Raw genomic sequence first — 23,369 nt, forward strand, 5'->3', positions numbered from 1 at the left:
GATGGCATTCGCGAGCTTCGACTCCCGCAACGGCGGCGCGCCGATGTCCGAGATCAACATGGTTCCGTTGATCGACGTCATGCTGGTGCTGCTCGTCATCTTCATCGTCACGGCCCCGCTGCTCACCCAGCAGGTCAAGCTCGAGCTGCCCAAGGCGAGCGCGCAAGTCACCGACCTCAGGCCCGAGAAGGTCGAGTTCGCGATCGACGCTGCGGGCACGCTCTACTGGAACGGCGAGAAGGTCACTCGCGCGGAGGCCGCGCAGCGCTTCGCCGCCGCAGGCAAGCGCCCGGTGCAACCCGAGATCCACCTCAAGGCCGACCAGGGCGTCGCCTATCGCTACGTCGCGCAGACGCTCGCCGACGCGTCGAAGGCGGGGCTGACGAAGGTCGGCTTCATCAGCGACCCCGAGACCGGGCCCTGATGCGGTGACCTCCGAGCCTGCGAGCAGCGGTTCCAAGCCGGTTCCCGCGCCCGACGCGCGCGCGGGCCAGCCGGCGCCGCGCGCGCGTGCGCCGATCGTCAGCGACGCGCTGTTCGGCGGCGCCAAGGAAGTGCAGATCCTGCATCGCGGAACCCTCTACCGACTCAAGCAGACGGCACTCGGCAAGTTGATCCTCACCAAGTGACCGTTCCACCACCGCACCAGCCCGCCGTCGCCAGCCCGTGCTCATGAACGAAGGAAGCACCGTGCTCGCCCACGATCTCGATCCCTCCACCACTTCGGCGCGCGCCGCCGCGACGCCCCGCCTGCTGCCGCTCGGCGCGCTCGCCGCCGGCTTCGGGCTGTTCAGCGCGCCGGCGCCGGCGCAGACCGCGCCCGCGGCACCGAGCGTTGCTGCTTCGGCGCCGGCCGCGCCGGCCGCTGCCGCGTCGCAGGCGGCGGGCGGCACGACGCTCGGCACCATCTCGGTGAAGGCTCGCGCGGAGACCGATCAGAACTCGGTGCGCGCGACCACCAGCACCATCGGGCGCGGCAACCAGGAGCTGCGCGATATCCCGCAATCGGTGACGGTGGTCACCGAGAAGCTCATGGAGGACCGCCGCGTCGACACCGTGAAGGAGGCGCTGCACTACACCGCCGGCATCAGCTTCCTGGCGGCCGAGGGCGGCGAGGAAGACATTCGCCTGCGCGGCTTCTCGCTCACGTCGAGCGGCGACATCTACATCGACAGCGTGCGCGATCCCGCGTTCTACGAGCGCGACGTCTTCAACTTCGACCGCATCGAGCTGCTGCGCGGCTCGGCGTCGATGCTGTTCGGACGCGGCTCCACGGGCGGGGTGGTGAACCAGGTGAGCAAGCAGCCGCTGCTCACCAACATCAACGAGGTCTCGACGACGATCGGCAACGGCGGCTATCTGCGCAGCACCGGCGACTTCAACATCAAGACGTCCGAGACGTCCGCGTTCCGCGTCAACGCGATGGTCAACACCGCCGACAACTACGGCAACAAGATCGACAAGTACGGCATCGCGCCGACCTTCCGCTGGGGCATCAACACCGACGACGAGTTCTCGATCGGCCTCTATCACCTCAGAAACGACAACGGCATCAACTACGGCCTGCCGTGGCTGCGACGGGATGCCTCGGGTCCGATTTCGGCGACCAATCCGGCCGGCCTGATCGATATAAGCCCGCGCAACTACTACGGCGCGAAGAGCGACTACAACGCGGGTGAGGCCACCTACGGCACGCTGCACTACACGCACCGCTTCGGCGACGGTGGCGCCTGGCACACGGTGCTGCGGCATGGCGAATACAAGCGCGACATGCGGGCGAGCACGATCCGCTTCTGCACGCGCGGCACCGGCAACCCGGTGACCAACCCCGACTGCCCCGCGGTCGCGCCGACGCAGAGCACGCTCGACGGCTCGCAGCCCCTGACGCGCGGCACCAACAACAAGGTGCAGAACCTCAAGACGACCTATCTGCAGACCGACTACACGAACAAGTTCGAGTGGTTCGGCAGGCAGAACGACATCATCGCGGGCATCGACTACGCGCGCGAGGAGTTCGAGAACTTCACGATGTCGGTGCCGGCGGGGGTCGTGCTCGACAAGAACACGCCGCGTGTCACGATCGGTTCGCCGAACGACGGCACCTCCGTCGACGAGTCGCGCCGCATCCGCACGCTCAACCGCAGCTTCGTCGCCAAGGCGCTCGGCGTCTACGCGCAGGACATGATCGCGATCACGCCCGAGTGGAAGGTGCTCGGCGGCCTGCGCTGGGATCGCTTCGAGGGCAACTACGTGAGCCCGACGTCGACCACGTTCCCCGAAGCCTCGCGCTCCGATTCGCTGCTCAGCAAGCGCTTCGGCGTCCTCTATCAGCCGAACGACACGAGCTCGTTCTACGCCTCGTACGGCACCTCGTTCAATACCTCGGGCGAGCTCTACAACTACGACGCGCCCGGCTCCAACGCGCCGCCCGAGAAGAGCCGCAACATCGAGGTCGGTGCCAAGGTCGACTTCTTCGACGGCCGGCTCTCGACGCGCGCGGCGGTGTTCCACTCGACCAAGTACAACGAGCGCAACCGCGACTCGCCCGAAGGCGAGCCGCTGGTCGACTACCTGCTCTCGGGCAAGCGCCACGCGACCGGGCTCGAGCTCGATCTCGCGGGTCGCATCACACCGGCGTGGGAGGTGTTCGTCTCGTATGCCTGGATTCCGCGCGCGAAGATCGACAAGGCGGCATTCGGCGTCACGCCGGGCGGCGAGCGCGAAGGCGACCGGCCGTCGCTGACGCCGCGCCACAGCGGCTCGCTGTTCACGACGTATCAGCTCACGCCCGACTGGCGCATCGGCGGCGGCCTCAACGCGCGCAGCAAGCAGACGCCCAACCGCAACCCGGCCGGCATCGTCGCACCGGGCTACGTGACCGGCGACCTGATGGTCGAGTACACGTTCAGCCCGCAGATCGCGCTCAAGCTGAACGTCATCAACGTGACCAACAAGCTGTATGCGGATTCGATCTACAGCGGCCACTACGTTCCCGGCCAGGCGCGCACGGTCTACGCGACCATGACCGCGCGCTTCTGAGTCGACGCCGGACGCGATGCTGCTGCACGTCCGCAACGTCCTCGACGCCGACCAGCTGCGCCAGGTGCGCGAGGTGCTGGCGCGTGCTTCGTGGGGCGACGGCCGCGTGACGGCGGGCGTGCAGTCGGCGCAGGCCAAGAACAACGAGCAGCTGCCGCAGGAAAGTGCCGAGACACGTGCCCTGCAGCAGATCGTGCTGGGCGCGCTCAACCGCAACCCGGTGTTCTTCTCGGCCGCGCTGCCCAGGCGCATCTTTCCTCCGCTCTTCAACCGCTACGCGGGCAATGCCAACGCGTTCGGCAATCACGTCGACAACGCGGTGCGCTTCGTGCCAGGGGGCAGCGGCGAGCGCGTGCGCACCGACATCAGCTGCACGCTGTTCTTCAGCGACCCGGCCGACTACGACGGCGGCGAGCTGGTGGTCGAGGACACCTACGGGCAGCAGCGCGTGAAGCTGCCCGCGGGCGATCTGGTGCTCTACCCGGGCACCAGCGTGCACCGCGTCGAGCCGGTGACGCGCGGCGCCCGTGTCGCGAGCTTCTTCTGGATCGAGAGCATGGTGCGCAGCGACGAGCAGCGGCGCCTGCTCTACGAGATGGACCTGCACCTGATGAGCCTGCGGGAGTCGGTCGGAGAAACCGACGCAGCGATCATCGGTCTGACCGGTACCTATCACAACCTGCTGCGCCAATGGGCCGACGTCTGATCGCGCAGCACATCTTCCACCGCAACCCCGGAGACGCCATGAAGCCGACCCTCGCCCGTACCGTTCTCGCCGCCGTTCTCGCCGCCGCGGCCGGCACCGCCTTCGCGCAGCACGCCGAGCGCTGCGAGCCGATTCCCAAGGAAGAGTGGAAGCCGCAGGCCGAGCTCGAACGCCGGCTCACCAACCAGGGCTGGAAGATCAGCCGCGTCAAGATCACCAACGGCTGCTACGAGGTCTACGGCCGCGACGAGCGCAACCAGCGCGTCGAGACCTTCTTCAACCCGAAGACCTTCGAGGTCGTGACCGCGCCGAAGTGAATCCGCCGAAGCCGGTGCGGGACACGCGCGTCTGGGACCCGCTGGTGCGGGTCGTGCACGTCGCGCTGATCGCTGGCGTCGCGCTCGGCTGGGCCACCACCGAGTGGCTCGGCGCCTGGCACGAGCCCGTCGGCTGGGCGACCCTCGCGACCGTCGCGGTCCGGATCGTCTGGGGCTTCGTCGGCCCGCGTACCGCGCGCTTCGCGCATTTCGTGCGCGGCGCGCGCGCGACCTGGCGCTACGCGCGCCTCTTCGCGAGCGGCCGCGCACCGCGGCACGTCGGCCACAACCCGCTCGGCGCCTTGATGGTGCTGGCGTTCTTCGCGTGCATCGCCGGCCTCGCGTTCACCGGCTGGCTCTACAAGACCGACCGCTTCTTCGGCGACGAGACCGTCGAGCAGATCCACGTGGCGCTTGCCTGGGGCTTCGTGGTGCTGGCCGTGCTTCACGTGGCCGGCGTGCTGGTCGCGAGCTGGCGGCATCGCGAGAACCTCGTCGCCGCCATGATCGACGGCCGCAAGCGTGCGGCGCGCAGCGACGATGTGATCTGACGCCGCGTCGCGCGGGTGACGCGCGGCCGCCACGAACACGGGCTCGCAGGGCGCTCCTGCGCCGTTTTCTCCTATGAAAACAGCTTCTCTTTGCCAGAGGCAGGCAGTACCATTGCCTGCGCGCGGTGCTATGGAGAAATGAAGGTTCACGCGGCCTTCGCCCATCCCCGAGCACATCAACCAATTACTTGATGGAGAGAATCGACATGGCAACTGCGAAGAAAGCTCCCGCCAAGAAGGCGGCAGCGAAGAAGGCGGCGAGCGGCTCGAGCGCCGCGCCAGCCAAGAAGGCGGCGGCCAAGGAGTCGAGCGCGAAGAAGGCCCCGGCCAAGAAGCGCACGCCGAACGCCGCCTTCATGCGCGAGATGACTCCCAGCCCGCAGCTGGCCGCCATCATCGGCGACAAGCCCGTGCCGCGGACCGAGGTCACGAAGAAGGTGTGGGAGTACATCCGCAAGAACAAGCTGCAGGATGGCACCGACCGCCGCATGATCAACGCCGACCCGAAGCTGCAGGAGATCTTCAAGCAGCCGCAGGTCTCGATGTTCGAGATGACCAAGCTGATCAACGCGCATCTGAGCTGACGGCGCGTGGCGCGGCGTGTGCCGCGCCCGAGGTGGAAACGAAGCAAGGCCGGTGCGATCACCGGCCTTGCTTCGTTTGGGGCTCCGTCGCGTGCCGTGGCGCGGCAAGAGCCGGCGCCGGCTGCGCCGGCGCACTCGCGAGGCCTGCTGCGGCCAGCTCCCACGCACGCGAGTTCATTGCCGCACGGCGTTGTCCGACGCCACGTGGCGCGGCGCACCGACGCTCGACGAGAGCTGCGTGCGCAACAGTCGGCAACCGCGCGGCGCCGCTGGGGGCGCTGCGCCCGTATCGAGGAGCCGCGCCATGCACCCGAGAACCCGCCCGACCCTTTCAAGCCTGCTGGTGTGCGCCACTGCCCTGGTGCTCGGCAGCGCGCCGGCTTTCGCGGCCGGCGACAAGAAGACGTACGAGGACGCCAAGAGTCTCGCCAAGCAGACCTACACCGGCGCGCTCAAGTCCTGCGACCCGCTCGACGGCAACAGGAAGGACATCTGCGTGGCCGACGCGAAGGCGGCGCGGGTCCGCAGCGAAGCCGAGGCGGAGGCGGCATACAAGGGGACCGCGAAGGCGCGCGAGGCCGCTTCCCGCGACATTGCCGAGGCGAACTACAAGGCCGCCAAGGAGCGCTGCGACGACCTCAAGGGCAACGCCGAGGACGTGTGCGAGAAGGAGGCCAAGGCGGCGCTGACGCGCGCGCGCGCCGATGCCAAGGCCAACCGCAAGTCGGTGCGTGCGCGCGACGATGCGACCAAGGACAAGATGAAGGCCGACTACGAAGTGGCCAAGCAGAAGTGCGATGCCATGAGCGGCGACGCCAAGGACGCGTGCACGAAGCAGGCCAAGGCGCAATACCCGCACTGAGCGTTGGCCGGTCGGCAGCCGCGCGCTCGCCGTGCCGCGCGCCGCGCGCCGCACGCGAGCCCGCCCGAGCGAGGGCGCGTCAGCGGCTGCGGACGCTGCGGTCCCGATCAGCCGCGGGCCAGACGCCGCTCGACGAAGTCGAGCCGGTCCTGGCCCAGAACAGCTCGCCGTCGAGCACGTAGCTCGGCGCGCCGAACACCCCGGCGTCGAGCGCGCGCTGTGTGTTGGCTGCGTAGCGCGCGCCGACCGCTTCGGTCGCGGCATGCTCGAGATGCGCGGGCGCGAGTCCGGCCGCATCGAGCAGGCTGGCGAGCGTCGCGCGGTCGGCGATGTCGAGCTCGTCGACCCACACGGCGCGCAGCACGAGCCCTGCCAACCGCAGCGCGGCCTCGTGCCCGTCGGCTTCGGCGACCGCGACGATCAGCCGCGCCGCGGGGTTGCCGTCGACCGGGAAGAAGCGCGGGTGCAGGTTGAGCGGCAGGCCGAGGTGGTCGCTGAAGCGCTTCAGCTCGACGAGGCGATAGGCCTGCCGCGCCGGTGCGCGGCGCGCCAGCGGCAGCCCACCGGTCGCGGGGAACACGCCGCCCAGGTCGACGGGGATCACCTCGATCGTGGCACCCGCGGCGCGCGCGATGCGCTGCAGCCGTTCGTGACCCAGATACGTCCACGGCGATTGCGGGCTCAGGTAGTACTCGATCGTTGTCGTCGTCATCGGTGCTCCTTCATGCCCGCATGCCGCATCAGGCTGCCGGCAGCCCCAGCAGGGGGCGCAGGTAGCGCCCGGTGAAGCTTGCGGGATTCATCGCGACCTGCTCGGGCGTTCCGCTCGCGACCACGTGACCGCCGCCGGCGCCTCCTTCGGGCCCCATGTCGATGATCCAGTCGGCGGTCTTGATCACGTCGAGGTTGTGCTCGATCACGACCATCGTGTTGCCCGCCGCGCGCAACTGGTGCAGCACCTTGAGCAGCAGGTCGATGTCGGCGAAGTGCAGGCCGGTGGTGGGCTCGTCCAGGATGTAGAGCGTGCGACCGGTGTCGCGCTTGCTGAGCTCGAGCGCGAGCTTGACGCGCTGCGCCTCGCCGCCCGACAGCGTGGTCGCGCTCTGACCCAGGCGGATGTAGCCGAGGCCGACGTCGAGCAGCGTCTGGAGCTTGCGCGCGATCGCCGGCACCGCGCTGAAGTAGGCGTGCGCGTCCTCGACGGTGAGGTCGAGCACCTCGGTGATGTTCTTGCCCTTGTACTGGACCTCGAGCGTCTCGCGGTTGTAGCGCTTGCCGTGGCAGACATCGCACGGCACGTAGACGTCCGGCAGGAAGTGCATCTCGACCTTCAGCACGCCGTCGCCCTGGCACGCCTCGCAGCGGCCGCCCGCCACGTTGAACGAAAAGCGGCCGGCACCGTAGCCGCGCTCGCGTGCGGTCGGCACTTCGGCGAACAGCTCCCGGATCGGCGTGAAGAGGCCGGTATAGGTGGCCGGGTTCGAGCGCGGCGTGCGGCCGATCGGCGACTGGTCCACGTTGATGACCTTGTCGAGCGCGTCGAGTCCATCGATGGCGTCGTGCGGCTCGGCTTCGAGGTGGCTGTTGTAGAGCTTGCGCGCGACTGCGGCGTACAGCGTGTCGTTGACGAGCGTGCTCTTGCCGGAGCCCGACACGCCGGTCACGCAGGTGAAGAGACCGATCGGGATCTCGACCGTGACGCCGCGCAGGTTGTGGCCGCGCGCGTTGACGACCTTGAGGCTGGGCGTCTCGCTGCCGGTCGGCCACGGCTGCCGTGATGCCGGCACGGCGATGCGCGCCCGCCCCGACAGATAGCGCCCGGTAAGCGACTGCGGATGCGCCGCCACCTCCGCCGGCGTGCCTTCGGCCATCACCCGGCCGCCGTGGACGCCGGCGCCCGGGCCCATGTCGATCACGTGGTCGGCGGCGCGGATCGCGTCCTCGTCGTGCTCGACGACGAGCACGCTGTTGCCGATGTCGCGCAGGTGGCGCAGGGTCGCGATGAGCCGCTCGTTGTCGCGCTGGTGCAGCCCGATCGACGGCTCGTCGAGCACGTACATCACGCCCGTGAGCCCGGAGCCGATCTGCGACGCGAGGCGGATGCGCTGCGCCTCGCCGCCCGACAGGGTCTCGGCGCTGCGGTCGAGGCTGAGGTAATTGAGGCCGACGTCGTTCAGGAACCGCAGCCGCGACGCGATCTCGCGCACCACCTTGTCGGCGATGCCGGCCTTGGCGCCCTGCAGACGCAGCGCGGCGAACCAGTCGAGGCACTCGCGCAGCGTGAAGTGCTCGACGCGGAAGATCGGCTCGCGCGCGCCGGTGACCGAATCGACCAGGAACACGTGGCGCGCCTCGCGACGCAGGCGCGAGCCGCCGCACTCGGGGCAAGGCCGCGCGCTCTGGTAGCGCATGAGGTCCTCGCGCACCGCGGCCGAATCGGTCTCGCGGAAGCGCCGCTCGAGGTTCGGCAGGATGCCTTCGAACGGATGGCTGCGCTTGACGACGCGCGACTTGCCGCGCGCGCCCTCGGCCTCGTAGACGAACTCGATGTCCTCGCTGCCCGAGCCGTGCAGCAGCACCTGTTGCGCGGCCTCGGGCAGGTCCTCGAACGGCGCATCGATGTCGAAGGCGTAGTGGCGCGCGACGCTCTCGAGCATCGAAAAGGTATAGCCATTGCGCCGGTCCCAGCCCTTGACCGCGCCGCTCGCCAAGCTGAGCGACGGGAACGCGACCACGCGGTGGGCGTCGAACACGGTGGTGTGTCCGAGGCCGTCGCAGGTGGGGCAGGCGCCGACCGGCGAATTGAACGAAAAGAGGCGCGGCTCGAGTTCCGACAGCGAGTAGTTGCAGATCGGGCATGCGAACTTGCTCGAGAACAGGTGCTCGTGCGGGCGCCGGCCGACCGCGTCGCCCGGCATCTCGGTGACGAGCGCGCGGCCGTCGGCGATGCGCAGCGCCGCCTCGAAGCTTTCGGCCAGGCGCTGCTGCAGCCCCGGCTGCACCTTCACGCGATCGATGACGACGTCGATGTCGTGCTTCTCGCTCTTCTTGAGCGCCGGCACGTCGGTCGCTTCGAAGATCGAGCCGTCGACGCGAAAGCGCACGTAGCCCTTGGCCTGCATCTCCTGAAACAGCTCGGCGAATTCGCCCTTGCGGTCGCGCACCACCGGCGCGAGCACCATCAGGCGCGTGTCGGGCGGCAGGGCGAGCGTCGCGTCGACCATCTGCGACACGCTCTGGGCGGCGAGCGGCTGATCATGCAGCGGGCAGTACGGCGTGCCGGCGCGCGCGTACAGAAGGCGCAGGTAGTCGTGGATCTCGGTGACCGTGCCGACCGTCGAGCGCGGGTTGTGCGAGGTCGCCTTCTGCTCGATCGAGATCGCCGGCGACAGGCCCTCGATCACGTCGACCTCGGGCTTGTCCATCAGCTGAAGGAACTGCCGCGCATACGCCGACAGGCTCTCGACGTAGCGGCGCTGGCCTTCGGCGTAGAGCGTGTCGAACGCGAGGCTCGACTTGCCCGAGCCCGAAAGGCCCGTGATCACGACGAGACGGTTCCTCGGAATGTCGAGGTCGATGTTCTTGAGGTTGTGGGTGCGCGCGCCGCGCACGCGGATCATCGACGCGGGCTGCACGGCACCCGATGCGGCCTGCGCGGGTGCGGGCGAGGCGGCAGCTTGGGGCGCGGCGAACGACGGCTCGGAATCCGGCGGCGCGACCGGAGCTGCGCCAGCGTCCGGCGCGCGTGAAGCAGGCGTCTCGTCCGCGAGGCGGTCGGGCGCGGCAGCATCGGCGCGAGAGGGCATGGAGTGGACGGGCAAACCGGCCACTATAGCGAGCCGAGGCGTCGGCGCCGGTCGTGGGGTTCGGGCGGTGGCAGGGGTCGCGGGGCGAGCGGGGCTGCGCCAACCCGTTCCAGGGCGCCGGCCCGCGACCTCGGGCGGGCGCGGCCTGCGACTCGCGCGAGTGCCGGCGAGGGACTTCTCGCGCCGCGAGCGCGGCGGACCGACCCTGCGCTCGCGGCCTTCGATCGTCAGCGCGCCGCGTCCGACGCGCCGGGTGCGCTGGCGGGGCCGCTCGTGGGAGCGGGAGCGGGCGCGCGGACGCCATCGCTGGTCACCGCGCCGTCCGGCGCCGCGGCGGGCGCGCTTCCGGGAGCGGTTCGGCGCAGGTCCGCCGCGACGTCCGATGCGAGCGGTCCGCGACGCTGCGTCGCCGGCGTGCCGAGGTCGATCGACCCGGCCTCCTCGCCGAGGCTCAGCGTCGCCTGAAGCCGGCCGTCGAGCATCAGCTCGATGGCGAGCCGCGGGCTGCTGGCGGTTCGCGCGGCAGCGCCGGCACCGGCCGGCACGTCGGTCGGCCATTCGACAGCGGCGCGCTCGAAGCGGCCGATCCAGTCGATGACCGCCGGCGTCATCGGCCGCGCGGGTCCGTTGCCCGATCGCCAGCTCCAGCGCTGCGGCGCGCCAGCGACGCGCGCCTGCAGCGGCGCCGTTCGGATGCCGCTGATCGCCGATCGCCGGGGTGCGCCGGGAGTGGCCGCAGGTGCCGCGCCCACGGACGCGTCGGCGGGCGGGGCCGCCGGCTCGACGAGGGGCGCCGGCGGAGCGGGCGTCGACGGGTGCGGCATCGCGGCAGCGGGCGCGGCGGCATGCGGCGCCGGTGCCAGCCGGCGCTCGGTCTGTTCGCGCGCGGGGTCGCGTGCGCTGCCGTCGGCGCGCCGCAGCTCGCTGCGCGACGCCGCGGCAGCGGCAGCGGCTGCCGCTCGTGCACCGGTCGCAGCTCGATCGCGCGCGGTGCTCTCGGGATCGATTCGGAACTCGCGCTTCGCGAACGCGCTGTCGCCCCGCTGCTCGTCCACGCCGCCGGGAATACTGCCCGACGAGGGCGCCGCGTTCGTCGCCGTGCTGCGCGGTGGTGTCGGCGGCGCAGCCGGTTCAGGCACGCGCACCGGGTCGGCCGGCGCCGGGGCAGCGGCGGTGGCCGCGGAACCTTGGGCCGAAGTCGCGGGCTCGGGTGCCGCACGCGGTGCCGCCGCGTCGGGCCGCGCGGGCCTCGCGGACGCGCCCGGTTGACGCGCGACCTCGGCCTTCGAGCCGCCGTCTCGCGCTGCGCGCGCCTCGCGTGCGGCGCCTGGCGGCGGCATGCGTCCTGGCGCCGCGCCTTGCCGCTCGGCGCCAAGGGGTGTCCGTGGTGCCGCTTCCTGCGGACCGACCGGAGCCGGCGCGGGCGCGACTTCGCGCGGGCCGGACTCGTCGCGAGCGATCGACACCGGCGGAGGGTCCGGACGCGGCGGGTTCGGGTCGATCGGGCGGCCCCACCACATCACGCCGATCAGGGTCGCGCCGATCACGCTGGCGAACCCGCTCGCGACGGCCGGCCGCCCGAGCCAATCCCAAAGCCCCGCGACACCGCGCCGCGGCGCGGGTGCCGCGGCACGACCCGCACGGTGCTGCGCAGGCGACGCTGCCGGTCGCGCCGCCCCGGCCGCGGCCGAGCGCGCTTCGCGCAGGATGGCGTCGCTGATGCCAGGTGGCGCGGCAACCTCGGCGTCGGGCGCATGGCGCAGGGCGGCGGCGAGGAAGGCGTCGCGCGCCTCGTCCCCCTCGGCAGCGGTCCCGTCGATCTCGTTCGTCGCCATCACGCGCCCCGCTGCAGCGGCTCGAGGTACGCCCCCATGCACGCGCGCAGCTTGCTCATCGCGTAGCGCAGACGCGTCTTGGCGGTCTCGAAGCCGACCTCGAGCGCCGCCGCGACCTCGTCGACCGCAAGGCCGTCGTCGTGATGCAGCAGGAACGCGCTGCGCTGCGGCAGCGGCAGCTGGTCGAGGCAGTCGAGCAGCTTCTCGCCGGCGCGGCGCCAGAACGTCAGGTCCTCGCCCGGCAGCGCGGATGCCGGCGCCGGCCAGTGCTGCCAGGCGTCGCTGTCCGGCTGCCACGGCTCGCCGTCGTCGGCCTCGTAGGCATCGCTCGAGACTTCGCGGCCGCTGCGCCGCAGCACGTCGACGACGCGGTGATGCGCGAGCGTGAAGAGCCACGTGCGGAACGCGGCGCCCTGGGGCTGCCAGCGCGTGCGCGCGTGCACCACGCGCAGCCACGTGTCCTGGAACACCTCGTCGGCGCGCGCGGCGTCGGCACTGCCGAGCAGGCGTCGGACGAAGCGATAGAGCGCGGCCTGGTGGCGCGCGTAGAGCGTCTCGAACGCCGCGACGTCGCCGGCTGCATAGGCGGCCATCAGTGCGTCGTCGTCGGGTTCGAGGCTCGAGGTCATCGGCTGAGTCTGCCGCATGCGGCTCGCAGGCGGTGATACGCGGCTGCGTCTCGGATGGGGTGATCGCCGCGGCGCCGCATCGCGATTCAGGGGGACGTCGCTTGCTTCCCAATGCGGTTGCTGCGATCTACCATCGTCCGCCCCCGCACTTGGGAGACCTGTGTTGAGCGACCCGCGCATGGTCCGGAACACGCGCAGCCTCTGGGCGCGCCTGCTCGCTTCGTTCGGTGCGCTCGCCGGCATGGCGGCCGCACCGCACGCCGATGCGGTTCCGGCCGCACGCGAGGCGCTCGAGGCGCGCGTGCTGGCGGTGCGCGCGGCGCTCGATCGCGCGCCCGGGCCTGACTCCGACGCCGATGAAGCGCCGCCGCGTCTGCTTGCCCAGTGGTTCAAGTGGAACAACTGGAACAACTGGAACAACTGGCCCAAGTGGGGCAAGTGGGGCAACTGGCTCAACCGCTGAGCCCGCACGCGCGATGTTCGCCGAAGCCCCGATCCGCTGGTTCGCGCGTCGCCCGCGCGCCCTCCCACGGCCCGCGCCCACGATCCGCTTCGATCCGGCCGAGTTCGCACCGGCGCTGCAGACGCGTCTGCTCATCCTCCAGGCCACGCCGTTCTGCAACATCGACTGCGACTACTGCTATCTGCCGGAGCGCGACTCGACCGCACGCATGTCGATCGCCACCGTACGGCGCGCGGCCGAACGCCTGCTCGAAGACGACCTGGCGCGCGACGAGATCACGGTGGTCTGGCATGCCGGCGAGCCGCTCGCGATGCCGCGTGCGTTCTACGCCGCGGCGTTCTCGGTGCTCGAGCAGGTGCTCGGCAGCACGTGCCGGGTCGCCCATTCGATCCAGACCAACGGCACGCTGATCGACGACGCGTGGTGCGAGCTGTTCAAGCGCCACCATGTGCAGATCGGCGTCAGCGTCGACGGCCCGGCCGCGCTGCACGACCGCCATCGGCGCACGCGCGGGGGGCACGGCACGCACGCCCGCGTGGTCGCCGGCATGCAGCGCCTGCGCGCGCACGGCATCGCCTTCCACGCGATCGCGGTCGTCACCGCCGACACCTTCGCCGACGCTCACGGCTTCGTCGACTTCTTCGTCGAGCAGGGCGTTGCCGAAGTGGGCTGCAACTACGACGAGGCCGAAGGCGTGCACGCGCGCTCGAGCCTCGCCGGTCGCGAGGCCGCGCATGCCGCGTTCGTCCAGCACCTGCTCGACCGATCCCTGGCATCGGACCCGCCGCTGCGAATCCGCGAGCTCGGCCTCGCGCTCGACCTGATCCGCGCGCCCCTGCCGCGTGTGCGTTGGCAGGGCCGCGCCTGGCCCGACAACGCGCAGGCGCAGCCGTTCGCGCTGATCACGGTGGGACACGACGGCCGCTTCGGCACCTTCTCGCCCGAGCTGCTCGGCCAGCGCGCCGCCGAGTTCGGCGACTTCGTGCTCGGCAACGTCCGGACCGACGGCTATCTGGCGAGCGCGCGCAGCGCGTGCTTCGAGCGCCTGTGGAGCGCGATCGTGCACGGCACCCGCGCGTGCGAGGCGGCGTGCGCGCACTTCGGCTTCTGCGGCGGCGGCGCGCCGGCCAACAAGTTCTACGAGAACAGCGACTTCGCGAGCGCCGAAACGCTGTATTGCCGGACCATGTTCAAGCGTCCGTTCGATGCGGTGCTGTCGCGCCTGGAAGGCGCTCGCGAAGCTCCGGAGGTTCGGCCATGAAAGAGATCCGCGACTGCAGGTACAGCGCGTTCATCAGCTACGCCAACGGCGACAACGACGGCTACTACGGCTGGATCACGAAGTTCGCCGACCAGTTGCGGGCGGTGCTGCCGAGCCGCGCGCGCGTCAAGGGCGGCATTCCGCCGCCGTTCTTCGGCAGCGAGACGCCGATCGCGTCGGGCCGCCTCAGCGACCAGCTCAAGGCCACCGTCGCCGAGTCGTTCGCGATGATCATCGTCGTGCACGAGAACTACGCGAGCTCCGATTGGTGCCTGCAGGAGCTCGAGTACTTCCAGGCGCTGTTCGGCGAGGAAGGCCGGCGCGAGCGGCTCTACATCGTCGCGATGTCCGAGAACGCGATCCGCAACGTGCAGGCGACCGCGAGCTGGAAGCGCCTGGTCCCGAACGAAGACCAGGCGTGGCTGCGCTTCTACGAGCTCGCCGACCGCGACACGCCGGTGCCGATCTACCAGCGCCTCGACGACGGTCGCGGCATCCCGTCCGAGGCGTTCCAGGATCGCTTCGAGAGCCTGATCCGCGACCTCTCGGCGAAGATCGCGCGCAGCGCGAGCGTGGCACCGAAGGTCGAGGTGTCGCGGCCGCTGCCGCCGCTCTCGCGCGCGCAGCCGCTGCTTGGTCGGACCGATCTGGTACCTGCCGCGCCCTCCGGTGCCAACGCGACTCACGTGCTGCTCGGTGTCACCACGCCCGAGCTCGCCGAAGCGGTGGCGAGCCTGCGCACGTCGCTGCTGAGCGTCGGCGTGCACGTCGACGCGCTCGGGCGCGATGCGCTGTTCGGCGAGTTCGCCGAGTTCGAGCGCGCCGACCTGCTCGCGCTGCCGTTCAACGAGGCGCAGCCGCTGCTGCCGTTCGCCCCCGGCGGTCACCTCGCGCTGCAGCGTGACGCGTGGCTGCGCCTCGGCAGGCCGGCCGAGTCGCTGGTCTGGGTCGACCTGCGCAGCGTGCCGGCTCCGCAGATCGCGCGTCCGGGCCAGTCCGAGTTCATCGCCGCGGTCGCGGCACAGGCGCTCGAACCCGCGGGGCTGATGACGCGGCTGATCGGCGAGCAGCCGGCCGCGCCCGTCGACGCGGGCGAGGCGGCGGCGGTGCGCATCTACATCGAGAGCAACCGCAACGAGCGTCTGCTCTGGAAGCCGCTCGGCGAGCAGATCAAGCGCAAGTGGGACAAGCTCGTCGAGGGCAAGAAGATCGCGCCGCCGCTCTTCATTCGGCCGCGCGGCCTGCCGATCGACGAGATCGAGCACCACCCGCCGCTCGACGACGCCGACGGCGTGGTGCTGCTCTGGGGCAAGAAGGAGCCGCGCTCGCTGCTCTCGCAGATCAACAAGGTCGAGGACCGGCTGCACGGGCGCGACGTCGCGCCATGCATCGTCGCGTACCTGATGCCGCCGCAACCCGACCCCAAGGCGCCGATCGTCGCCTGGTCGTGGGACGTGCTGCGGTTCCAGGCCGAGCGCGAGGAGGACATCGACGTCGTCGCCGACGACACCTCCGAGCTCGAGGCGTTCCTGCAGCGCATCCTCGATCGCGCCGACAAGAAGCGACTCGCGGCATCACAGCGCGCCGCCATCGCGGCGGCCTGAGCGATGGACGCGGTCACCGCGGCTGCGCCCGCGTTCCGGCTCCCGCTCGAGCCGTACCCGGGCCTTCGGCCGTTCCTCGACCACGAGGCGTCGCTGCTGTTCGGGCGCGGGCGGCAGGTCCGCGAGGTGATCGAGCACCTGCGCGAGACGCACTTCGTCGCGGTGATCGGCGGTTCCGGGTCGGGCAAGTCGTCGCTCATCCACGCCGGCGTGGTGCCCGAGCTGCGCAGCTTCGGCATTCCGGGAGCGGGCGACTTCTGGGTGCCGATGGTCTCGGTGCCCGGCACCAACGCGGCCCCGGCGCGCCCGGGCGAATTGCCGGTGTCGCCGGTCACCCGCATGGCGTCGAAGTTCGCCAAGCTGCTGCGGCGGCTCGACTCGCCCGATGCGGAACGCGCACGCGTCGAGGAGATCGCGGCGCTGCTGCGCCTGGATGCCGGCTTCTCGCGCCTCGTCGACACCTACTCGGGCGACCTCGACGTCGGGCCGGGACCCGACCCGCACGAGGCGCGCCTGCTGTTCGTGATCGACCAGTTCGAGGAGCTGTTCCACTTCACCAACAAGGACAGCGACGACGCGCGCCACCTCGTCGAGCGCGTGATCGACCACTTCTTCGGTCCGCACGAGCGCTGTTACGTGGTGCTGACGATGCGCAGCGAGCACCTCTCGGACTGCGCGAGCTATCTCGAGCTGCCCGACGCGATCAACCGCGCGTCGTACCTGGTGCGCCGGCTCGACACGGCCGAGCTGCGCGACGCGATCACGCTGCCGGCGCAGCGCTTCCTGCGCCTCGTGCAGCGCCAGCGCTCGGTGGATCCGGCGACGCTGCCAGCCGAAGTGCTGTTCGACGAGGCGGTGCTGGCGCGTCTGCTGCGCGACGTGCAGGCGATCACCCACGATCCGGACCACCTTCCGCTCCTGCAGCACCTGCTCGCGCGCATGTGGGAGATGGCGTGCCGGCGCGAGCACGTCGATCCGCGCGGCGTGCCTGCTGCGATCCTGCCGGTCGACCTGACGATGGCGGTGGCGGCGCTCGACGCGCGCGCGGAGCGCGAGCCCGGCGAGCTGCCCGAGCCGTCGGAGCCGCCCGAAGGCGGCGTGCGCGAGCGCGTGGTCGGCATCGACGGCAGCGTTCCCGACGCGGTGAACGTGCTGCGCGCCTGCCTCGAGAACTGGGCCGAGGCGATCTTCCAGCGCCGCAGCCCGCGCGATCGCGCCCGCATCGAGTCGCTGCTGCGCCGGCTCGCGTTCAAGGACCCGAACACGGGCATGTACACGCAGCAGCGCATCGACGTCGACGACCCGCGCCTGTTCGACGCCGATCCCGAGCCGAGCACGCGCGCCGCGCTGCGCGCGCTGATCGAAGACCCGGAGGGCGGCCGCTCCGGCGCGTTCGGGTTCGTCGGCTCGGTCGACTACCTTTACTGGGACGACGACAACCCGCAGCGCGTCACGCTCAAGGTGTCGCACGAGTCGTTCATCCGCGGCTGGTCGCGCTTTCGCGGCCTCGTCGACCGCGAGGCCGAACGCTTCGAGGCCTTCGTCGACGTGCTGCGGCGCTGTGGCCGCTGGCTCGCCGCCGGCCGGCCCGAGCGCCTGCTGCTCGAGTCGGCCGACCTCGACCACTTCCGCGACCAGGGCCTCGCCGCACTGCTGGTCGAGCCCGCCGAGCGTGCGGCGTGGTTCAAGGTGCTGCGCCTCGACCGCGACGGCCCGCGCCTGGCGCCGCTCGAATCGGACATCGACGCCTTCATCGAGCGTTCGCAGGCCGCGCGCGACGCCGAGGAGCGCGCACGCCAGGAGGCGGTCGCGCGCGAGCTCGAGCTGCAGGAGCGGGCGCGGCTCGCCGGCGAGCGCGAACGCGAGGCCGAGCGCCAGCGCGCTGCGCAGATGCGGGAATTCGAGGCCGAGCGTGCACGCGTCGAGGCCGACCGGCTGCGCATCGCCGCCGAGTTCGAGCGCGCCGAGGCGCTGGCCAGGCAGGCCGACGCCGACCGCCTGCGCAGCCAGGCCGAACGCGATCGGGCCGAAGCCGAGACGCATCGGGCCGAGGCCGAGACGCGGCGCGCCGAGGCGGTGAGCAAGCGCAACTTCTGGCTTGGCCTGAGCGCCATCCTCGTCGGCTTCCTGCTGCTGCCGTACGCCGTGTTCGCGGTCTTCGTTCAAGCGCCGGTGCTCGAGAGCTTCGAGCAGTTCGCGACCGCGCGCGGGCTCGTCGAGCGCCGCCTGCGCTCCGAGAGCGACCCCTTGCCCGGTGCGGCCGGCGCCGAGCTCGGCGTGCTGCTCGAAGCCGCCGACCTGGTCGAGAAGGCGAAGGCGAAGATCGCGTTCCTCGGCAACCGCACGATGCGCGGGTTCGAAGGTTGGCTGAAGCCCGTCGCCGACGCCAAGCGCGTGGCGGCGCTCGCGACCTCCGAGCCCGGCGTCAACGGCAGCCTGCGGGCGCTGCTCACGACGGCGCTCTGGCGCAGCCGCACCGATTTCAGGGCCGTCCCGGGCGACCTGCAGTTCAAGGCCGTTCGTCACGAAGTCGAGTGCTCGGTAACGACCGCCAACGGCCGCGAGCGCCTGCCCGGGAGCCTGTTTCTCGACGAGCGGCGCAGCCGCGGGCTGTTCGTGCCGGCGCGCCGCGCGGGCATCGCCGAGATCGAGTTCTATCCGGCGCGCCACGCTGCAGCGACCGGTTGCAGCGGCGAGCACTCGGTCTGGTCGGTGCCGCGCTACCTGCAACCCGCGGTGCTGCTCGACGCGCGGGTGCGCTTCCTCGCGCTCGCGGCATCGCCCGCGCCCGGCGAGGGTTCGCTGACGCTCTACGCGGTCGACTGGGGGCGCGACGACGGCGAAGGTCTCGGGGCGACGCAGATGCGCCAGCGTTCGGTCGTCACCGACCCCGGTGCGGCCGAACTGGTGCGTGCCGAGATCAGGAAACCCTCGGACGCGGCACTCCAGGTGCCGGAGGTGAAGAGCGTGCAGACATGGCGCGAGCCCGGCGGCATCGGTGTGGCGGTCGCCGACATCGCGTGGCGAATCCTCACCGAGGAGGTTCAGCCGATCCGCGACGCCGGCTCGCCGGGGCAGTGGCAGACGCTGGCGGCTCCGCCGTCCGGCTCGCCCTGCGGGCGGCTCGGCGAGGCGCTGCGCAAGGAGGCGCAGCCAGGCTTCCGCTCCGAAACCCTGCAGCACGGCACGCACTGCTTCGAGATCCAGCGCGGCAACCCGCCGCCCAGTGCGGCGCCGAGGCCGCGCGGCCCCGACGGCGGGGCGGCGGACGCGGGCACGACCGGCACGACCTACGCGGCAAGCGCCACGACCGAGAACAGCGCGACGAGCGCGACGACCGCAGCGGGGGTCGCCACGGCTGCGACAGCGACGCCTGCGAGCGCCGCCGTCGCTGCGGCGGGCGCTCCGGACAAGCCCGCCCCCTCGTCCGGCAGCGCTCTCGCCCCGCCCGCTGCCCCGGCCGAACGCGTGCGCGAGCAGGTGGTGATCGTCGTCTACGACGAGCCTCGCCCCGAGGTGCTCGACCAGCTCGAGGCGAAGTCGCGCGGCAGCGGCGCGAGCGCGGCCGAAGCCATGCAGGGCAATCGCCCGACCTCGATCGCGAGCCTCACCGCGTTCGGACGCCTTGCGCGCGGACCGGGCGAATGGGTCGTCGGCGTCGCCGGACCGTTCGCCGGCTGGATCGCGCTACGGCGCCCGGTCGGCGACGTCGAGGCGCGCTACTCGGGCGCGCCCTGGAGCACCGACGCGCTCAGGCGAATTGGTCGGGAGGTTCATGCGCTGTACGACCCGCGCGCCCTTCCAGCACCCGCAGGATCTCCGGGCCGTACGCCTCCAGCTTCTTCGTCCCCACCCCGCTGATCTGGCCGAGTGCGTCGAGCGACGCCGGCGCCGCCGCCGCCATGTCGGCGAGCGTCGCGTCGTGGAACACCACGTAGGCCGGCAGGTTGTGCTCGCGCGCGACCTCGGCGCGCCACGCCTTGAGCGCCGCGAAGCGGGCCAGCGCGTCGGCGTCGAGCTCGCGCGGCGGCGGCTTGTCGCCCCCACGCCCCGACCCGCTGCGGCGCACGCCGCGCGACCCGCGGCCGGCGGTGGCGCTCGGCCGGCGCAGCAGGATCGGCACGCCGCCGCGCAGCACCTCGCGCGAGGTCTCGGTCAGCTCGAGCGTGTTGTATTCGCCCTCGGCGCGCAGGTGGCCGAGCGCGATCAGCTGGCGCAGCACCGCGCGCCACTCGGGCTCGGCGATGCCGGCGCCGATGCCGAACGTGCTGAGCCCCTGGTGGCCGTTCTGGCTCACCTTCTCGGTCGCCTTGCCGCGCAGCACGTCGATCAGGTGGCCGGCGCCGAAGCGCTTGCCCGAGTGCTGGTGGAAGCGGTAGACGCCCGAGAGCGCCATGCGCGCCGCCTCGGTGGCATCCCAGGTCGCCGGCGGCTGCAGGCAGTTGTCGCAGGCGTTCTGGTGCGGCTTGCAGGGCGTGCTCGGCTCGCCGAAGTAGGCGAGCAGGCGCACGCGCCGGCAGTCGTGCGCTTCGGCGAGGGCGAGCAGGGCGTCGAGCTTGGCGCGCTGGCCGCGCTTGAACTCCTCGCCCGCCGGGCTCTCGTCGATCATCCGGCGCTGGTTGACCACGTCGGCGAGGCCGTACGCCATCCACGCATCGGCCGCGAGGCCGTCGCGCCCGGCGCGCCCGGTCTCCTGGTAGTACGCCTCGATGTTCTTCGGCAGGTCGAGGTGGGCGACGAAGCGCACGTCGGGCTTGTCGATGCCCATGCCGAACGCGATGGTCGCGACCATCACGATGCCTTCCTCGCGGAGGAACCGGTCCTGGTGGCGGCGCCGCACGTCGGCGTCGAGCCCCGCGTGGTACGCGAGCGCCGGAATGCCCTCGGCGTTGAGCCAGGCGGCGGTCTCGTCGACCTTCTTGCGCGACTGGCAATACACGATGCCGGCGTCGCCCTCGTGCTCGTCGCCGATGAAACGCAGCAGCTGGGCCCGCGCGTTGTCCTTCTCGACGACGGCATAGCGGATGTTCGGCCGGTCGAAGCTGCTGATGAAGACGCGCGCGTCTTCGAGCTGCAGACGCTCCACGATGTCGGCGCGCGTCAGCGCGTCGGCGGTCGCCGTCAGGGCGACCCGCGGCACGCCGGGGTAGCGCGTGTGCAGCACGTCGAGGTTCAGGTAGTCCTCGCGGAAATCGTGGCCCCACTGGCTCACGCAGTGCGCCTCGTCGATCGCGAACAGGCTGAGCAGGCCGCGCGCGTGCAGCGAATCGAGCTGGGCCAGGAAGCGCGGCGACGCGATGCGCTCCGGTGCGGCGTAGAGCAGCACCAGCCGGCCGCTCGTCAGCTCGCGCTCGACCCGCTCGGCATCGCGGCCGTCGAGCGACGAGTTCAGGAACGCGGCGTGGACGCCGGCTTCCTCGAGAGCGCCGACCTGGTCGTGCATCAGCGCGATCAGCGGACTCACGACGAGCGCGACGCCGGCGCCGGCGCGGTGCCGCGCGATCGCCGGCACCTGGTAGCACAGGCTCTTGCCGCCGCCCGTCGGCATCAGCACCAGCGCGTCGCCACCGCCGATGACGTGGTCGACGATCTCGGCCTGCGCGCCGCGGAAGGCGGCGTAGCCGAAGACGTCGGCGAGGATCCGGAGCGGGTCGGTAGCGGACGGGGCGGTCTGGGCGAGCATCGGCGCGAAGGGCAACCGGCGATGGTACGGGAGCCGCTCCGGCACGCCCGGGCGAAGGGATGCCGGCCGTGCGGGTGCCTTCCGAAAGGCGAGGCCGCGGCGGCCCGCCCGCTCCATAATCCCCGGCAGTTTTCTTGCATTTTCCGGGAGCGCGCCATGGCGTCGGTCAACAAAGTCATCCTCGTCGGCAACCTGGGGCGCGATCCCGAGGTGCGCTATTCGCCGAATGGCGGCGCGATCTGCAACGTCACGATCGCCACCTCGCGCCAGCGCAAGAACAAGGACTCCGGCGAGCGCTCGGAAGAGACGGAATGGCACCGCGTCGTCTTCTTCGACCGCCTCGCCGAGATCGCCGGCGAATACCTGAAGAAGGGCCGCTCGGTGTACGTCGAAGGGCGCCTGCAGACCCGCAAGTGGCAGGACAAGGACGGCGCCGAGAAGTACACGACCGAGGTCATCGCGAGCGAGATGCAGATGCTCGGCGGCCGCGAAGGCACGGGCGCGCCGACCGCCGACGAAGACCGCGGCGGCTACGGCGAGGGCGGCGGGCGCTCGGCGCCGGCTTCTCGGCCGGCCGCGTCGCGCCCGGCCCCGAAGTCGTCGACCGGCTTCGACAACATGGACGACGACATCCCGTTCTGAGCCGCCGCGCAGCGGTTGGTCGACGAAAGGCCCGCAGCCTCGAAACTGCGGGCCTTTTCTTCGTCTCGCGTCGGGACGGAGTCGAGCGGGGCGCTGCCCGCTCAGCTGCCGGTGCGGTAGCGCCGCACGTCGAGCGTCGAGACGGTGCCGCCGCGGTTGCCCCATGCGCCGCGCAGGTGCGTCAGCAGATCGGCGATGTCGTCGTCGCTCAGCACGCCGGCGTACGGCGGCATCCCGAACGGGCGCGGGTTGCCGGCAGTCGCGGGCGCATAGCCGCCCTGCAGGACGATGTGCACCAGGTTGGCCGGCGGGTCCATCGTGACCGCGCGGTTGCCGGCGAGCGGCGGATAGGCGTTCGGCACGCCGCGGCCGTCGGTGCCGTGGCATTCCTCGCAGTGCTGCGCGTAGAGCTGGGCGCCGCGCGGGTTCACCGGTCCGGCCGACGCGGCACCCTGCGGCGCGGGCGCCGCGGGTGCGATCGACTTCAGGTAGGTCGCGACCGCGCCCAGGTCGGCGCTGCCGAGGTACTGCGTGCTGTTCTGCACTACCTCGGCCATCGGGCCGGTGACGATGCCGCGCGCCGACAGGCCGTGCTGCAGCAGGTTCACGATCTCCGCAATGCTCCAGTCGCCGACGCCCGCCTCGGCGTTCGAGGTCAGCGATGGCGCGTACCAGTTCTGCACCGGGATCAGCCCGCCGGCGAGCCCGACCGAGCGGCGCGTGGCGCCGAGCGCGTTCCGCGGTGCGTGGCAGGCGCCGCAGTGCGCCAGCCCTTCGACCAGGTAGGCGCCGCGGTTCCACTCGGCGGATTTCGTGGTGTCGGCGCTGAAGGTGCCAGGCCGGAAGTAGAGCGCGCGCCAGACGGCGAGCGACGCCTGCAGGTTGAACGGGAAGCGCAGCTCGTTGGTCGGCGTCGCCGACCGCGTCGGCGGCAGGCTCATCAGGTAGGCGTAGATCGCGTCCGAGTCGGCACGCGTCACGCGCGTGTAGTTCGGGTACGGGAACGCCGGGTAGAGCAGGCGCCCGTCGCGCGAGCGGCCGTTGTGCATGGCGCGCCAGAACTCGCCGGCGCTCCAGCGCCCGAGTCCGCTGTCGGGGTCGGGCGTGAGGTTGGGCGCGTAGACCGCGCCGAACGGCGTCTCGATGGCGCGTCCGCCCGCGAGCGGCGCGCCGCCGCTGACGGTGTGGCACGAGACGCAGTTGCCGGCGGCGGCGAGGTAGCGGCCGCGCTCGACGCTGGCGGCGTCGCTCGGCGGTGCCGCGGCATTGGCGCCGACCGCGCTTTCGTCGAGCCGGTTCAGGAACGCGAGCGCGGCGACCAGCACGATCGCGACGAGCGCGATCGCCGCCAGCGTGCGGCCCCAGCCGCGGGTCATGGTTCGCATCG

Annotated in this window: 19 protein-coding genes; 13 read left to right on the forward strand and 6 right to left on the reverse strand. The window is 71.6% G+C overall.

From position 1 onward, the window contains the following. Position 1: 1 nt before the first annotated feature. The 8 genes from HQN59_RS01680 to HQN59_RS01715 all read left to right on the forward strand — a co-directional run bounded on the left by HQN59_RS01680 (position 2) and on the right by HQN59_RS01715 (position 6,059). The gene (locus HQN59_RS01680) at positions 2 to 424 is read left to right on the forward strand and encodes an ExbD/TolR family protein (RefSeq protein ID WP_176065435.1); all 423 of its coding nucleotides are present in this window, start codon (positions 2 to 4) and stop codon (positions 422 to 424) included. A gap of 4 nt (positions 425 to 428) precedes the next feature. Further along, positions 429 to 629, forward strand: a complete 201-nt coding sequence (gene hemP, locus HQN59_RS26730; RefSeq protein ID WP_176065437.1) for a hemin uptake protein HemP — start codon at positions 429 to 431, stop codon at positions 627 to 629. Between the two features lie 43 nt (positions 630 to 672). Then, complete coding sequence (locus tag HQN59_RS01690; protein WP_176065439.1) at positions 673 to 3,039, forward strand: TonB-dependent receptor; 2,367 nt, start codon at positions 673 to 675, stop codon at positions 3,037 to 3,039. Between the two features lie 16 nt (positions 3,040 to 3,055). Next, positions 3,056 to 3,745 carry a Fe2+-dependent dioxygenase gene (locus HQN59_RS01695; RefSeq protein ID WP_176065441.1) on the forward strand — a complete coding sequence of 230 codons (690 nt, stop codon included), beginning with the start codon at positions 3,056 to 3,058 and terminating at the stop codon, positions 3,743 to 3,745. A 38-nt stretch (positions 3,746 to 3,783) separates the two neighbouring features. Further along, positions 3,784 to 4,062 (forward strand): PepSY domain-containing protein, encoded by a 279-nt coding sequence (locus tag HQN59_RS01700; RefSeq protein WP_176065443.1) that lies wholly within the window; start codon positions 3,784 to 3,786, stop codon positions 4,060 to 4,062. After that, a complete protein-coding gene (locus tag HQN59_RS01705; protein WP_176065445.1) occupies positions 4,059 to 4,613 on the forward strand; it encodes a cytochrome b/b6 domain-containing protein in 555 nt (184 codons plus the stop codon). The genes HQN59_RS01700 and HQN59_RS01705 overlap by 4 nt, the downstream gene beginning before the upstream one ends. 206 nt (positions 4,614 to 4,819) lie before the next feature. Then, the gene (locus tag HQN59_RS01710; RefSeq protein WP_176065447.1) at positions 4,820 to 5,197 is read left to right on the forward strand and encodes an SWIB/MDM2 domain-containing protein; all 378 of its coding nucleotides are present in this window, start codon (positions 4,820 to 4,822) and stop codon (positions 5,195 to 5,197) included. A 304-nt stretch (positions 5,198 to 5,501) separates the two neighbouring features. Then, positions 5,502 to 6,059, forward strand: coding sequence for a hypothetical protein (locus HQN59_RS01715; protein WP_246294626.1), 558 nt, complete (start codon positions 5,502 to 5,504; stop codon positions 6,057 to 6,059). A 79-nt stretch (positions 6,060 to 6,138) separates the two neighbouring features. On the opposite strand, the gene HQN59_RS01720 is transcribed toward HQN59_RS01715, so the two are convergent. The 4 genes from HQN59_RS01720 to HQN59_RS01735 all read right to left on the reverse strand — a co-directional run bounded on the left by HQN59_RS01720 (position 6,139) and on the right by HQN59_RS01735 (position 12,329). Beyond that, complete coding sequence (locus HQN59_RS01720; protein WP_342451093.1) at positions 6,139 to 6,771, reverse strand: 2-hydroxychromene-2-carboxylate isomerase; 633 nt, start codon at positions 6,769 to 6,771, stop codon at positions 6,139 to 6,141. 28 nt (positions 6,772 to 6,799) lie between these two features. Next, complete coding sequence (uvrA, locus tag HQN59_RS01725) at positions 6,800 to 9,679, reverse strand: excinuclease ABC subunit UvrA (protein WP_176066243.1); 2,880 nt, start codon at positions 9,677 to 9,679, stop codon at positions 6,800 to 6,802. Between the two features lie 413 nt (positions 9,680 to 10,092). Then, positions 10,093 to 11,700, reverse strand: coding sequence for a hypothetical protein (locus tag HQN59_RS01730; RefSeq protein WP_176065448.1), 1,608 nt, complete (start codon positions 11,698 to 11,700; stop codon positions 10,093 to 10,095). Continuing rightward, positions 11,700 to 12,329 carry a sigma-70 family RNA polymerase sigma factor gene (locus tag HQN59_RS01735; protein ID WP_246294627.1) on the reverse strand — a complete coding sequence of 210 codons (630 nt, stop codon included), beginning with the start codon at positions 12,327 to 12,329 and terminating at the stop codon, positions 11,700 to 11,702. The genes HQN59_RS01730 and HQN59_RS01735 overlap by 1 nt, the downstream gene beginning before the upstream one ends. A 163-nt stretch (positions 12,330 to 12,492) precedes the next feature. On the opposite strand from HQN59_RS01735, the gene HQN59_RS01740 reads away from it, so the two are divergent. Genes HQN59_RS01740 through HQN59_RS01755 form a run of 4 tightly spaced genes read left to right on the forward strand, consistent with a single transcriptional unit; the run spans position 12,493 to position 19,518 of the window. Next, positions 12,493 to 12,792 carry a hypothetical protein gene (locus HQN59_RS01740; protein WP_176065453.1) on the forward strand — a complete coding sequence of 100 codons (300 nt, stop codon included), beginning with the start codon at positions 12,493 to 12,495 and terminating at the stop codon, positions 12,790 to 12,792. A 13-nt stretch (positions 12,793 to 12,805) separates the two neighbouring features. Beyond that, positions 12,806 to 14,053, forward strand: coding sequence for a cyclophane-forming radical SAM/SPASM peptide maturase GrrM/OscB (gene grrM / locus HQN59_RS01745; protein ID WP_176065455.1), 1,248 nt, complete (start codon positions 12,806 to 12,808; stop codon positions 14,051 to 14,053). Continuing rightward, a complete protein-coding gene (locus tag HQN59_RS01750) occupies positions 14,050 to 15,657 on the forward strand; it encodes a toll/interleukin-1 receptor domain-containing protein (RefSeq protein WP_176065457.1) in 1,608 nt (535 codons plus the stop codon). The genes grrM and HQN59_RS01750 overlap by 4 nt, the downstream gene beginning before the upstream one ends. Before the next feature lie 3 nt (positions 15,658 to 15,660). After that, positions 15,661 to 19,518, forward strand: a complete 3,858-nt coding sequence (locus tag HQN59_RS01755) for an nSTAND1 domain-containing NTPase (RefSeq protein ID WP_176065459.1) — start codon at positions 15,661 to 15,663, stop codon at positions 19,516 to 19,518. On the opposite strand, the gene recQ is transcribed toward HQN59_RS01755, so the two are convergent. Beyond that, entirely contained in the window at positions 19,409 to 21,340 is a 1,932-nt protein-coding gene (gene recQ / locus HQN59_RS01760; protein ID WP_176066245.1) for a DNA helicase RecQ, read from the reverse strand. The genes HQN59_RS01755 and recQ overlap by 110 nt on opposite strands. A 156-nt stretch (positions 21,341 to 21,496) precedes the next feature. On the opposite strand from recQ, the gene ssb reads away from it, so the two are divergent. Next, complete coding sequence (gene ssb / locus HQN59_RS01765) at positions 21,497 to 21,982, forward strand: single-stranded DNA-binding protein (RefSeq protein WP_176065461.1); 486 nt, start codon at positions 21,497 to 21,499, stop codon at positions 21,980 to 21,982. 101 nt (positions 21,983 to 22,083) lie between these two features. Here ssb and HQN59_RS01770 read toward each other — a convergent pair whose 3' ends face one another. Next, positions 22,084 to 23,367 carry a cytochrome c gene (locus tag HQN59_RS01770; RefSeq protein WP_425342677.1) on the reverse strand — a complete coding sequence of 428 codons (1,284 nt, stop codon included), beginning with the start codon at positions 23,365 to 23,367 and terminating at the stop codon, positions 22,084 to 22,086. Positions 23,368 to 23,369: the final 2 nt, after the last annotated feature.

Origin of the sequence: Rhizobacter koreensis, assembly GCF_013366375.1 — a bacterium.
Lineage (GTDB): Bacteria > Pseudomonadota > Gammaproteobacteria > Burkholderiales > Burkholderiaceae_C > Schlegelella_A > Schlegelella_A koreensis.